Origin of the sequence: Flavivirga amylovorans, from assembly GCF_030540875.1 — a bacterium.
In the GTDB taxonomy this organism is placed as follows: domain Bacteria; phylum Bacteroidota; class Bacteroidia; order Flavobacteriales; family Flavobacteriaceae; genus Flavivirga; species Flavivirga amylovorans.
In genome coordinates, this window is sequence record NZ_JAUOEM010000003.1 from 101399 (window position 1) to 114585 (window position 13187).

The window sequence follows — 13187 nt, forward strand, 5'->3', positions numbered from 1 at the left end:
TAGAATACTTATAATTCAATATAAAAAATAAACATATGAAAAGAGTCAATATTTACAAAGAAATCGTAATAATGTTCATGATTTTAATGTGCGGTTTTTGTACAGATGCTCAAGGGCAACAACCTACCTTGAAAGTAGGCGATAAGGCACCCGAAATATCTATTTTTAAGTGGATCAAAGGCAATGAGGTCAAAAATTTTGAAAAAGGTAAGGTGTATGTATTGGAATTTGGAGCTACTTGGTGTACTGGCTGTATAAAAATGATTCCTTTTTTATCATATTTGGCAGAAAAGTATAAAGACGAGGTAGAGGTGCTTGACTTTTTTGTGATGGAAGCCAATAATGAACCCATAGGAACTAAAAATCCAAACTACGTGCAACGTGTAGAACGCTTTGTTACAAAAAAAACAGATGAAATAAGCTATAGAGTAGCTGTGGATACAGAAGATGAGCGTATGCGGAATGATTGGTTAAAAGCTGCTGGACTATCTGGATTACCTCAGTCTTTCGTAATTGATAAAAATGGATTTATTGCTTGGATTGGAATAGGGAAAAAGAGTCTAGAAGAAGCGGTTAAATTTGCTTCATCCAAAGATTATCAACTAAAAAAAGCCATTGAGAATTATAAAATAGAGCAAAACCGTATTGTAAAAATTGATATGGATAAACCTTTATTTGTCCATGAAGGTAAAGGTGATAATAATGACTTTATGTACAGGTCGGTTTTAAAAAAAGCAAAATCAATCCTACCAGTAGAGAACCAGGAGTATTACTTATATACTCGTACTTGGTTCGACAAAAAGACTCAAAACGATTCATCTTTAAGCCGTCCAGGATTAGCGCAATGGGTCAATATGGAACCTATTGATTTGTATAGAATAGCTTATGGAGACACCTTAATCAATCAAGCAATGCCTTTCAGACACCCGTTTAAAAAAAAACAAATCTGGGTGGATGAATGGTCTCCATTTTTTAAATCAGCTTATGGAATGTCTTGGCATACACCCATTATAGAAGTTAAAACCAATCCAGAATTAGTCGGCACTGACCTTTGGAAAAACAAAAACTTTAAGTCGGTCAAAAATAAATACCATTATAGTGTGCAAGTACCAGAAGAAAAGGCATCGGGTCTATTTGTACAAGAGGTCATGCAACGTGACTTAAAAAACTATTTTGGGTATGATGTTTCTGTAGAAATAAGAGAGATGCCCATATGGAAATTAAAAGCAACCCCAAATGCTATGGGGTTGTTAAAAACTAAAACACCAAATCAGAAATATAGAGAGGAATTTCCTGCAGATGGGTCATGGAATTATAAAAATGCCATTATGAGAGACATGGTTCGTTTACTTGGAAACTCACTTTTTGGTTGTCGTCAATATAGTCAAGGTCGAATCAAGGTACAGGAAGAAGTTCCATTTATTGATGAAACTGGTTTCGGAGATTATCACATAGATTTTGAGGCTACTGAAGCTGACAGAAAATCATTTAATAGCTATGGTAAATATCTAGAATCAAAAGGTCTTTATTTAGAAAAATCTACCAAGCCTATGAAAGTTATAATTATCAGAGACCCAAAAAGTAGATTATAAATTAGTTTTGCTTAATAAATATTATGGTAAATAGCATATTAAAAGTACAGAACCTCACACACTATTATGGAAATAAAGTTGCAGTTAACGATATATCATTAGAAATTAAGAGTAATGGAGTACTTGGTTTATTGGGATCTAATGGTGCAGGTAAATCTACTACTATAAATATTTTGTGCGGTGTTTTAAGCCCTACAAAAGGAGATGTTTTTATTAATGGAATTAATATTCGCAATAATCAAATAGCAAGTAAAAAATTAATAGGGTTTTTACCTCAAAAGGCACCATTGTATTTTGATTTAACAGTTAATGAATATTTAGAGTATTGCGCTAAAATAAGACTAATACCAAATGTAAAAATTAGAAATGCTGTAGAAAGAGTAAAGCAGTTATGTAATATATCTCACTTCAGTAAAGCTCTAATACGCAGTTTGTCTGGTGGCTATCAACAAAGAGTTGGTATTGCACAAGCTATTATTCACGATCCAAAATTAGTAGTTTTTGATGAGCCTACAAATGGTCTAGATCCAGTACAGGTACTTGAAGTTAGGAAACTTATTCAGACTATAAGTAAAGATAGGGCTGTTTTGTTGTCTACTCATATTCTTTCAGAAGTACAAGCCACTTGTTCTAATATCATTATGATTGAAAAGGGAAATAAGGTGTTTTCTGGTAGTATAGAAGATTTTAATAATTATGTAGCGCCCAATACTTTATCCATAAAAATGATATTACCTCCAGAATTAGAGGAGTTTCTTCTAATATGTGGTGTTGAAGAGGTAGATTTTAAAAATGAAATAATTCTTGTTAAAACCAATGACATTATAAAAACTTCAAAAGCGATTATTGAGAGAAGTATTAAAAGTAATTGGGGGCTAATAGAGATTTTTCCATTAAAAAATTCATTAGATGATGTATTTGCAGAGTTATCTTCATCAATAAATTAAGACAAATTATGATTATAATAAAAATAGCATTACTTGAATTAAGGAAGTTCTTTTATTCACCAATAGCTTGGTTGTTAGCAATTATATTCATTGTTCAAGCTGGAGTTTCATTTATTGATTTGTTAGAGACCTACGAAAGTTACCTCCAAAGAGGCACTTACCAAATTACAGATTTAACTTATAGAATTTTCTCTAACGAGCTAGCGTTATTCAATAATATTGTAAAAAATGCATTCATATATATCCCTCTTTTAACAATGGGTATTATTAGTAATGAATTAAATACTGGTTCAATAAAGTTATTATTTTCATCTCCAATCTCAATTAAACAAATTGTTCTTGGTAAATATTTAGCCTTGTTATGCTATTGCTTAATGCTATTAGGTCTTCTTTTTTTGGTCAGCATTATTGGTATTTACTCAATACAGTTTGCTGATGTAGGGTTAATAATTTCAGGGTTATTAGGAATATATTTCCTTTTGGCAACCTATACAGCTATTGGTCTATTTATTTCAAGTTTATCTTCTTATCAAGTAGTAACGGCTATAATAACATTTGGTGTTATAGCTTTTCTAAATATTGTAGGCGTTACTTGGCAGGAAACACCTGTAATTAACGAAATTAATTACTGGCTTTCTATACCTGAAAGAACAGAACAACTAATAAATGGTCTAATGACTAGTGAAGGCATTTTTTATTTTATAATAATCATAGTAATGTTTTTAGTCCTTACTATTTTAAGGTTGTCATTTAAAAAGAATGACAAACCTTGGTATTATAAGTCGTCACTATACTTGTGTACTATAGTTTTGTCATTTGGGTTAGGTCACTTAACAAGCAAGCCAGAAAACAAGTTTTATTGGGATATGTCGAGAAATAAAAGAAATACTCTTTCTAATGAATCATTAGAAATTGTTAAACAATTAAAAGATCGCCCTTTAAAGATGGTATCCTTTGTAAATCTATTTAGTGAAAATACAATTATTAGTGGTCTTCCAAGACACCATAATAGAAATGCCAGATGGTTTGAGAAATTTACTAGATTTTTACCTCAATTAGAAATGGAGTATGTGTATTTCTATGATATTATTTCAAATGCAAATGATAGTATATTTGAAAAGTATCCAGATCATTCATTAGAGGAAATTGCAAGAATTTATGCTAAATCATATGGTTTAAATTTTGAAGATGTTTTAGGACCTTCTGAAATCAAAAAATTAATAGATTTAAGTGATGAAGATAATGAGTACGTAAGAATGTTTCAATTAAACAATGATGTAAGATCTTTTGTTCGCATATTTTATGACACACAACATTTTCCATTAGAAGCAGAAAATGCAGCATCCTTAAAACAACTGTTGGGCAATGAGGTTAAAGTAAAGTTTATTCAGGGGCATCTTGAACGCGGATTTAACGAATTTGATTCAGGTTACGGTCATATGATAAAGGGTTCCAAACAAAGAAGCTCATTAAGAAATGCAGGTTTTAAATTTGGTTTAACTTATTTAGAAAGAGACACCTTAAATATAAATCATGACATTCTTGTATGGGCAGCTCCTAATGATTCTCTATCAGAAAAAGAGCTTAATCTATTTAGAAAATATATTAATGATGGCGGGAACGCATTATTTTTAATAGAGCCAAAAAGAAGCAGTCAGAATATCGAATCCATTAATAGTTTGCTAGGTGTAAATTTTAAATCAAAAATAATAAGACAGGATATTAAAGATATGGAAGACGGTTTTGTTATTGGTAAGGTAACAGAAGCCGGTAAGCATTTAAATAAAAATAATGGTTATAGACAATCACCAAATCATTTAGCTAATGATAAAGAACTTACATTCAACGGTGCTCTTGGTTTATATCTGTTAGATGAAAATAATTTTAAGGTAACATCTGTTATAGAAACTACTAGTTCAACTTATACAATTGTAGATAGCACTCAAACCCCTATTGATAAACCAATACCATTGGTTATTGCTCTCGAGAGAACTGTAAATCAAAAGAAACAAAAGATTATGATTGCAGGCGATGCTGACTTCTTAAGTAATAGAGAATTAAGAAGTAGAGTTGGTGTGGGTATAAGAATGGCTTTTAATAGGGGTTATATAAAAGACATATTTAGATGGTTGTCAGATGGGGTATATCCAATAGATACATTTAATAACAGACTTAAAAATTTCAAGGATTCAGATACAAAATTCAATGTAAATAGTCAACAAATAAAAGTATTAAATCTATTGTTAGTCGTTGTGATTCCATCAATTATTTTCTTAATTGGCTCAATAATATTAATTATAAGAAAGAAGAGATGAAAAGAAAATTCATTAAAAAATTAATAGTACTATGTGTATCTATTATGATGGTTTTAGGTCTTAACGCTCAAAGTTTGGTATCCGCCCACTGGTCATTAGAAAAATCAATAACCCTTATAGAGCCAGGGCAAGAGCTAGAACTAACGTTTAAGGTGAATCTGGATGATACGTGGTACATATACGCCACAGACCAAGATCCAGACTTAGGACCAATACCAACGTCTGTAACGCTAGAGGGTCAAGGTTTCAAATTAATAGGAAATCCAAAACCAATAAAAGCAAAAACCAAATACGATGAGGTCTGGGAAGGCGATACACGAGTAATCACAGAATCAGGTGGTGGTTTTATACAACGCATCAAAGTTTTAGAACCTAATCCTAAAATAAAGGCAACCATAAACTACACAGTGTGCTCCATGGAAACAGGCCAATGTGTATTCGGTGAGCAAGAATTTATTATCAAGCTAAATCAGAGCAAATAGAATGTCTAGTTGGGAACGGTTGTAGTTAAGTTTTATAGAAGTAAGTAGTCATGAACTGTTTATTATAGCATAATTTTTTTAATTGAAGAGTCCGTTCCCTCTTAGACCAATAGTAGCAATACCAAAATAATACGCCCTACAACTTAAGTTTTTTTCATTATAATAGTTGTTTTTTGAATTGGTCACTCATAGCATATTATTTTGGTTTAGCTCGCACGACATTATTAGTTTCCTTAAAACATGCCATTTATGGTTGTTGGCTATTTACAGTAGGAATGGGAGGTATGTTGGGTTTTCCTGCATAATTTTTATAAACGCTTAGGAATTGTATAAAAAGACTACGTTCTTAAATCTTTTTCTTATTTTTAACCCCTAACTTTATTAACCATATAACCATACTAAAACATGAAAAAACTAAGTTACATTATTTTGGGACTTATTATCGGAGCTTTACTAACTTATTTCTTTTGTCCAAGAAATCCTGAATTGGATTCTATGCAAACAAAACTGGAAACAGCAGAAAAATTTGAACTCCCAAAAGGGCTTCTTAAGCAAGATTATGCCAAGGAATTAAACAATAATTGGACTAAATACAGAAAACCAGCAGTAGACTCTTGTGCAGCAATGGGAGGGCATAAAGAGGACGATCGTTCTGTATGGTGGTCTTCTAAAGAAATTAGAAATTATATAAAATACGCTAAAAAGCAAGCTGATAGTTTAGATTATAAAATTACTGGCTACCGAGTTTATTTAGGTGTTTATGGACAAGAAGCGGGTCCTGAAAAATGTGATTTAACGACTATGTTTCTTGTACCTACAGGCAAAAAAAGACATGCTGAAGCTAGTGTGAGCCCGTTTAACTTTAGAGGAAATGATCAAGATCTTCCTATTCCTCCTTTAAATAGAGGCGGAGGAGGTTCAGGAGGCTATCCTAACTAATTTTTTTGTGGAAGAATTTATTGGAAAAAATTATCTTTTACTTACAACTATAACTGAATCATTAGCAGCTGTAACTGGTTTGTTGCTTTATAAAAAATACAAACTTACAGCTGCTAAATATTTTATATATTTTTTAGTATATCTAACTATTTGTGATTTTGCCAGCTTTTATGCAAGGTATGTATCTCCTGGGAAATTTTTTGATTTTCTTATGGGCACTGTTTTAGAAAAGAACCATTGGTGGGCAACACTCTATTGGCAAATTGGTGCTATCCTGTTTTTTTCTTTTTATTATCGTAAAATATTAAAAATTAAGGTGTTTAGAGAGCTTATCAAGCTTTTTACATATGCTTTTTTCTTTTTTTCTATTACTTATATTGTTTTAAACTGGGAAGTGTTTTTTTATAAGTTTTTTCCAGTAATAAATATTATTGGTGCTATTATCATATTGTTGTGTACAGTATTTTATTTCATAGAAGTGTTATTAAGTGATAAAATCTTAACTTTTTACAGATCCATAAATTTCTATATTAGTTTTGCAATATTTATCTGGTGGCTCATCATTACACCTTTAGATTTTTACGAAGCTTATTTTGCTTATGAAGCAGGGAACCCCAATCGAGACTGGAGTTTTATTTTTTTGCAATGGGAAATTTTCTTATTTGCTAATATATTTATGTATTCAACCTTTACATTTGCTTTAATATGGTGCAAACCGGAGAACAATTAGCGAGTACAGCTGCCGAACGCTATCTACTAATATATATGATTACTGTTTTAGTAATTGTTACATTCTTAGTTGTAATCTTTTTTATTGTATTTCAAAAGAGAAAGAATAAACTACTGTTGGATAAAATCAAGCAGAAACAAGCTTTTGAAGAAGAAATAGCACAGGCACAAACCGAAATACAGGAGCAAACACTCAAAAATATAGGATGGGAATTACATGATAATGTGGGGCAATTATTATCCTTTGCAAATATGCAGTTAAGTATTTTAAAAATGCAAGTAGCAGATGATATAAAGGAGAAGTTTAAAGATACGAGCGATGCGCTTAAAAATAGTTTATCTGAAGTACGGGCACTTTCTAAAACATTAAATAATGAGGTTGTTTTAAATATTGGTTTTGAAAAGTCTATTACCAATGAATTAAATCGACTTAAAAAGATGAAATTCGCTTCTGCTGAGCTTAAAACAGTAGGGGAGAGAATTGACTTTGCAAATAGCAAACACGAAATCATTATTTTTAGAATCATACAAGAATTTTTGTCTAATTCTGTAAAATATTCTGAAGCTGAAAATCTGGAGATTACTATAGAGTATCAGACAAAAAAACTAAAAATAACTGCCAAGGATGATGGTAAAGGATTTGATATGAACGATACAGAAAAAGGATCTGGATTGATAAATATGAAAAGTAGAGCCTTTTTAATTCATGCAGAATTTAAATTGTCATCTAAGCCAAACAAAGGTGTACAATTAGTATTAGACTATCCAATCGCTAATTAAGAGAAATATTTAAACATTTTTTTTAAAAGATTAAACTTTCCCTTGTAGGGTGCATATCTTACACCAGGATCAATCCAATTTCCCCGCTTGGATATGGATTTATTATGAGAAAATGTATCGAAGCCAGTTTTTCCATGATAGGCTCCCATACCACTAGCTCCAATACCTCCAAAAGGCAATCTAGAGTTTCCAAAATGAATTAATAAATCATTTACTACACCGCCTCCAAAACTATATTTTTTGATTATTTGCTCAACGAAAATACTATTATTTGAAAATACATAAAAAGCTAAAGGTTTTTCGTAATTCCAAATAATATTTTCTATATCCTGGTTATTATTATAAGTTAAAATAGGTAAAACTGGTCCAAAAATCTCCTCGTTCATTATCCTACTATTCAAATTTGGAGAATCAATAATTGTAGGTTCTATATAACAATCTTCTATATCCACATGCCCCCCAAAAACTACGTGAACATCTTTCAACATGTCTGCTATTCTTAACACATTTTTCTTATTGATGATTCTTGGTAGATCGGGAGATTCTTTTGGATTAACACCATACCTTTTAATGATTTCGGTTTTTAAAATATCTATAAAAGCATCTTTAATATTAGATTTTATAATGATATAATCTGCAGAAATACATGTTTGTCCGGCATTTAAAAACTTCCCCCAGGATATCCGTCTAGCGACTAGTTTTAGATTAACGGTTTCATCAATAATACAAGGAGACTTGCCTCCTAATTCTAAAGTAACTGGAGTTAAATGATTAGCAGCAGCACGAGCAACAATTTTTCCAACAGGAACGCTGCCAGTAAAAAATATATAGTCCCATTTTTGAATTAATAATTCTGTAGCAGTCTCAACACCGCCTTCAATGGAAGTTGCAACTGTGTTAGGAAATACTTTTTGAATAATACTAGTAATGAGTTGTGAAGTGTGCTTAGTTAGTTCGCTAGGTTTTAAAACTACTGTGTTTCCAGCTGCAATGGCCATAACTAAAGGCTCGATTGCTAATAAGAAAGGGTAGTTCCAAGGAGCGATAACCAACACATTCCCGTAAGGTTCTTTATAAATATAATCTCGAGATGGAAATGTTAACATTGACGATTTTACTCGTTCTGGTTTTGTCCATTTTTTAAGGCTCTTAATGGCTAAATTTAGTTCAGAAATAACTAGACCGAATTCGCTAATAAATGTTTCGAATTCAGGTTTTTTGAAATCTTTTTTTAAAGCATCGTAAATGGCTTGTTCTCTAGCCATTATTTCTTGTTTTAAAGCCTTTAAAAGAGATACTCTATAAAAAATATCTTTGGTTTTTTGAGATTTAAAAAAATCTCTCTGCTTGGCAAGTATTTCGGGTATAGTATCCAAAACGTGTTTTTTATAAAGATATTCAAATTATGGGAAACAAGCATCCCAGATAGCATCTTTTGGCAGTGGTGTAGAAATAGTTATCGGTTCTTTTTTTACTGGATGGATAAACTCTATATGCCTTGCATGTAAATGGATACTGGCGTCTTTATTACTTCTATCGAAGCCATATTTTAAATCTCCTTTGATAGGGCATCCAATATTAGATAATTGAGATCGTATTTGGTGATGTCTGCCAGTTTCTAAATTAATTTCAAGCAAATAATAGTTGTCTAACTTTTTTAATATTTTATAATGAAGGATTGCTTTTTTACTGTCTTTAACCTCTTTTATATATGCGGTTGATTTATTGTTTTTTGGATTCTTTTTTAACCAATTTATTAAAGAGTCTTCAGTCTTTAAAGGCTTGTTTTTTACAATGGCCCAATATGTTTTTTTTATATCTTTTGAAAGGAATAGTTTATTGAGCCTAGGTAATACTTTACTAGTTTTGGCAAATATAACAAGACCAGTTGTTGGTCTGTCTAAACGATGCACAACCCCTAAGTATACATTTCCGGGTTTGTTGTATTTATCTTTAATATACTCTTTTACGACGTCGCTTAATGGTTTGTCTCCTGTTTTGTCTCCTTGCACAATATCTCCTGCACGTTTATTTACAACAATGATGTGATTGTCTTCGTAAAGGACTTGTAAATTAGATTTGTTGGAAATAACTTTAGACATGTTGGATGTTTGGATCAATCGATTATTGGGTTGTTTTTTAGAAAGAAATTTTTAGCCACTAATACACGAATAATTTAATTTCGCCTACTGCCTACTGCCTACTGCCTACTGCCTACTGCCTACTGAGATTAATATTGCTCACTATCATTTGGGAAATCGTGAGTTTTCACATCATCGACATATTGAGAAATCGCATTGGTCATATCTTCATATAAATTCATATAACGACGTAAAAAACGAGGGTTGAATTCATGAGTCATTCCTAGCATATCGTGTAGTACCAATACTTGGCCATCTACACCATTACCAGCTCCAATACCTATGATTGGAATACTCACACTGTCTGCTACTTCCTTAGCTAGTTTGGCAGGTATTTTTTCAAGTACAATTGCAAAACAGCCAATACGTTCAAGCATTTTAGCATCCTCAATAAGTCTTTTCGCTTCTTCCTCTTCTTTAGCTCTTACTGTATAAGTTCCAAACTTGTATATAGATTGTGGTGTTAAACCTAAATGTCCCATCACAGGAATTCCAGCATTTAATATACGTTTAATGGAGTCTTTTATTTCTTTACCGCCTTCTAGTTTAACTGAATGCGCTCCGCTTTCTTTCATAATTCTAATCGCAGATCGTAAGGCCTCTTTAGGATCACTTTGGTAGCTTCCAAAAGGTAAATCTACAACAACTAGAGCACGATATATAGCACGAATTACAGAAGAAGCATGGTATATCATCTGGTCTAAAGTAATGGGCAATGTGGTTTCATGCCCAGCCATGACATTACTGGCAGAATCGCCAACAAGAATAACATCGATACCTGCACCATCAACTATTTTTGCCATAGTATAATCGTAAGCAGTTAACATGGATATTTTTTCACCATTAGTTTTCATATCTACTAATGATTTAACTGTTATACGCTTATATTCTTTTTTAGCTACAGACATATTTTTTCTAATTTTTAAAAAGTATGTAAAAGTAATGAATTAAGTATATATGTTAAACTTTTCTTTAAGGGGACGCATCATTACGTATCTTATTTTACTTTAGTTAAAATTTAAATATTATGGCACGAACTATATTCTATTTATTTGTTTTAATTACATCTACTATATATTCTCAAAGTGATGAGCAAGCTGAAGTAAAAACAGCAGTAGATACCTTTTTTGAAGGATTCCATAAAGGAGATACAACTCTTATGAAATCTGTTATAGCGGATAAAATAATTATGCAAACAGCTTACAGAAATAAAGAGGGAAAAGATATTTTAGTAACAGGTGAACCTGGAAAACTTATTAATGCCATTGCAAATAGGCCAGCTGACCAGAAATGGGACGAACGCTTATTGGATTATAGTATTCAAGTAGATGGTAATATGGCTAATGTCTGGACACCTTATGAGTTTTGGTATAATGATACATTTAGTCATTGTGGGGTTAATTCATTTCAATTATTCAAGGCTGGAGACCAGTGGAAAATTATTTATTTGATCGATACTCGTAGAAAATCTACTTGTGATAGGTAGGTTTTTTTGATATTGGGATATTTTTTCGCAAAGTAGCTAATGAGGAGTTATATGTGTTTTTCTCTCTAAGAAACAGAGCTGCAAAGTTTTTTTTGATTGAACTCATTTTATTTACTATCGTTCTGCGCAAGGGATAGGAAAGGAAAGCCCACAGAGAGGAACGAACGAGGACTTGTATTGTATAGCCCGACCTTGTGAGGATGCGCCCAAAAAAATAATTTAACAATCAGACATATTTACTCCAACAGCTAAGCCACCTTCAGATGTTTCTTTATATTTTGTGTGCATATCTTTTGCTGTTTCCCACATAGTAGCGACCACTTTATCTAGAGGGACTTTTGCATTTTTAGGATCAGTATCCAAAGCCATTTCAGCAGCATTTATAGCTTTAATAGCCCCCATAGCATTGCGCTCAATACATGGTATTTGTACCAGTCCACCAATAGGGTCGCAGGTTAATCCTAAATGGTGCTCCATAGCAATTTCAGCGGCTACTAGTACCTGTTCTGGAGTACCTCCTAAAAGTTCACAAAGCGCTCCAGAAGCCATAGCCGATGATACGCCTATCTCTGCTTGGCAGCCTCCCATAGCAGCACTAATAGTAGCTCCTTTTTTAAAGATGCTGCCTATTTCGCCAGCAACTAATAGAAAACGTTTAATATCTTCAAAGTTAGCGTCATGATTTTCAATGACTAAATAGTACAGTAATACAGATGGAATAACTCCGGCACTTCCATTGGTAGGCGCTGTAACAACACGTCCTAAAGAGGCATTAACTTCGTTTACAGCTAGTGCAAAACAACTAACCCATTTTAATATTTGTCTAAATTTTACTTCGGTATCTCTTATAGCGTATACCCATTCAACTGGATTGGTATAAGGTGTTTGTCCTTTTAAACTTTCGTGCATGTCGAATGCACGACGTCTTACATTTAAACCTCCGGGAAGATTTCCTTCGGTATGACAACCAATATATATGCATTCAAGCATAGTGTCCCAAATGCGTTTCAACTCTTTATCTATGTCTTTTTCCGATCGAATTGATTTTTCATTTTCTAAAACAACTTCAGATATAGGTTTATTTAAAACCTCGCAAAACTTAAGAAGCTCGGTGCCTTTATTAATAGGATATGGGAATGAGCATTTAATTTCAAAATTTTTCTTAGAGTTCTCAAGCGCTTCTTTAACCACAAAACCGCCACCAATAGAATAAAAAGTTGACTTAATACTTTTTCCATTTATGTTAGCAGTAAAAGTTAACCCGTTAGAATGAAATGGTAAAAACTCTCTGTTGAAAATAATATCAGTTTCTGTATTAAACGCTACAGGCTTTTCATTATTAAAGTGTAATATGTTAGTTTTTTTGATTTTAGAAACAATATCGGGAATCGTTTCTGTAGGAATAATTTCGGGGTCAGAACCGTTTAATCCAAGTATGACAGCATAATCTGTTGCATGTCCTTTTCCTGTTAAGGATAAAGAACCGTAAAGATCTACAGATATTTGTTCGACTTTATCAAAATTATTTGAGTCTTTTAGCTCTTTTATCCACCTTTCAGCAGCTCTCCAAGGCCCCAATGTATGCGAACTCGATGGTCCTATACCAATCTTTAACATATCAAAAACAGAAATACATTCCATGCAACTATATCGTTTTAGTAGAGCAAATATAAATTGTTTTGTTACATATAAAGTTATTCTTTTAAATATATACTAGGGAATGACAGCTTGTCAGTATTTTTCATATGGCATAATGATTGACTATTACAAATCGAG

Annotated in this window: 12 protein-coding genes; 8 read left to right on the top strand and 4 right to left on the bottom strand. The window is 32.3% G+C overall.

Features of this window, described 5'->3' with window-relative positions; all coding sequences use genetic code 11:
- Positions 1-35 precede the first annotated feature (35 nt).
- From Q4Q39_RS09060 to Q4Q39_RS09090, 7 genes are all read left to right on the top strand, one after another.
- On the top strand, positions 36-1592 hold the full coding sequence (locus Q4Q39_RS09060) for a TlpA family protein disulfide reductase (protein ID WP_303282107.1): 1557 nt from the start codon (positions 36-38) through the stop codon (positions 1590-1592).
- A gap of 23 nt (positions 1593-1615) precedes the next feature.
- On the top strand, positions 1616-2539 hold the full coding sequence (locus tag Q4Q39_RS09065; RefSeq protein ID WP_303282108.1) for an ABC transporter ATP-binding protein: 924 nt from the start codon (positions 1616-1618) through the stop codon (positions 2537-2539).
- Between the two features lie 8 nt (positions 2540-2547).
- On the top strand, positions 2548-4854 hold the full coding sequence (locus Q4Q39_RS09070; protein WP_303282109.1) for an ABC transporter permease subunit: 2307 nt from the start codon (positions 2548-2550) through the stop codon (positions 4852-4854).
- On the top strand, positions 4851-5336 hold the full coding sequence (locus Q4Q39_RS09075) for a protein-disulfide reductase DsbD domain-containing protein (RefSeq protein ID WP_303282110.1): 486 nt from the start codon (positions 4851-4853) through the stop codon (positions 5334-5336). Before Q4Q39_RS09070 ends, Q4Q39_RS09075 begins: the two co-directional genes overlap by 4 nt.
- 405 nt (positions 5337-5741) lie before the next feature.
- On the top strand, positions 5742-6275 hold the full coding sequence (locus tag Q4Q39_RS09080; RefSeq protein ID WP_303282111.1) for a hypothetical protein: 534 nt from the start codon (positions 5742-5744) through the stop codon (positions 6273-6275).
- Between the two features lie 7 nt (positions 6276-6282).
- Positions 6283-7005, top strand: coding sequence for a hypothetical protein (locus tag Q4Q39_RS09085; RefSeq protein WP_303282112.1), 723 nt, complete (start codon positions 6283-6285; stop codon positions 7003-7005).
- Complete coding sequence (locus Q4Q39_RS09090) at positions 6981-7784, top strand: sensor histidine kinase (protein WP_303282113.1); 804 nt, start codon at positions 6981-6983, stop codon at positions 7782-7784. The genes Q4Q39_RS09085 and Q4Q39_RS09090 overlap by 25 nt, the downstream gene beginning before the upstream one ends.
- Here Q4Q39_RS09090 and Q4Q39_RS09095 read toward each other — a convergent pair.
- From Q4Q39_RS09095 to panB, 3 genes are all read right to left on the bottom strand, one after another.
- Positions 7781-9151, bottom strand: coding sequence for an aldehyde dehydrogenase (locus Q4Q39_RS09095; RefSeq protein ID WP_425555621.1), 1371 nt, complete (start codon positions 9149-9151; stop codon positions 7781-7783). The two genes, Q4Q39_RS09090 and Q4Q39_RS09095, sit on opposite strands and share 4 nt — an antisense overlap.
- 36 nt (positions 9152-9187) lie before the next feature.
- Positions 9188-9886, bottom strand: coding sequence for an RluA family pseudouridine synthase (locus Q4Q39_RS09100; protein ID WP_303282115.1), 699 nt, complete (start codon positions 9884-9886; stop codon positions 9188-9190).
- A gap of 128 nt (positions 9887-10014) precedes the next feature.
- Positions 10015-10833, bottom strand: coding sequence for a 3-methyl-2-oxobutanoate hydroxymethyltransferase (panB, locus tag Q4Q39_RS09105; protein WP_303282116.1), 819 nt, complete (start codon positions 10831-10833; stop codon positions 10015-10017).
- Positions 10834-10952: 119 nt separating this feature from the next.
- Here panB and Q4Q39_RS09110 point away from each other — a divergent pair, with 119 nt between their 5' ends.
- Positions 10953-11411, top strand: a complete 459-nt coding sequence (locus Q4Q39_RS09110; RefSeq protein ID WP_303282117.1) for a nuclear transport factor 2 family protein — start codon at positions 10953-10955, stop codon at positions 11409-11411.
- Between the two features lie 219 nt (positions 11412-11630).
- Here Q4Q39_RS09110 and Q4Q39_RS09115 read toward each other — a convergent pair whose 3' ends face one another.
- Positions 11631-13052, bottom strand: a complete 1422-nt coding sequence (locus tag Q4Q39_RS09115) for an L-serine ammonia-lyase (RefSeq protein ID WP_303282118.1) — start codon at positions 13050-13052, stop codon at positions 11631-11633.
- Between the last annotated feature and the right edge of the window lie 135 nt (positions 13053-13187).

Excerpts from the sequence above, each read along its gene's own strand:
- Q4Q39_RS09060 (WP_303282107.1), top strand. The coding sequence starts at position 36 with ATGAAAAGAGTCAATATTTACAAAGAAATCGTAATAATGTTCATGATT.
- Q4Q39_RS09065 (WP_303282108.1), top strand. The coding sequence starts at position 1,616 with ATGGTAAATAGCATATTAAAAGTACAGAACCTCACACACTATTATGGA.
- Q4Q39_RS09070 (WP_303282109.1), top strand. The coding sequence starts at position 2,548 with ATGATTATAATAAAAATAGCATTACTTGAATTAAGGAAGTTCTTTTAT.
- Q4Q39_RS09075 (WP_303282110.1), top strand. The coding sequence starts at position 4,851 with ATGAAAAGAAAATTCATTAAAAAATTAATAGTACTATGTGTATCTATT.
- Q4Q39_RS09080 (WP_303282111.1), top strand. The coding sequence starts at position 5,742 with ATGAAAAAACTAAGTTACATTATTTTGGGACTTATTATCGGAGCTTTA.
- Q4Q39_RS09090 (WP_303282113.1), top strand. The coding sequence starts at position 6,981 with ATGGTGCAAACCGGAGAACAATTAGCGAGTACAGCTGCCGAACGCTAT.
- Q4Q39_RS09100 (WP_303282115.1), bottom strand. The coding sequence starts at position 9,886 with ATGTCTAAAGTTATTTCCAACAAATCTAATTTACAAGTCCTTTACGAA.
- panB (WP_303282116.1), bottom strand. The coding sequence starts at position 10,833 with ATGTCTGTAGCTAAAAAAGAATATAAGCGTATAACAGTTAAATCATTA.
- Q4Q39_RS09110 (WP_303282117.1), top strand. The coding sequence starts at position 10,953 with ATGGCACGAACTATATTCTATTTATTTGTTTTAATTACATCTACTATA.
- Q4Q39_RS09115 (WP_303282118.1), bottom strand. The coding sequence starts at position 13,052 with ATGGAATGTATTTCTGTTTTTGATATGTTAAAGATTGGTATAGGACCA.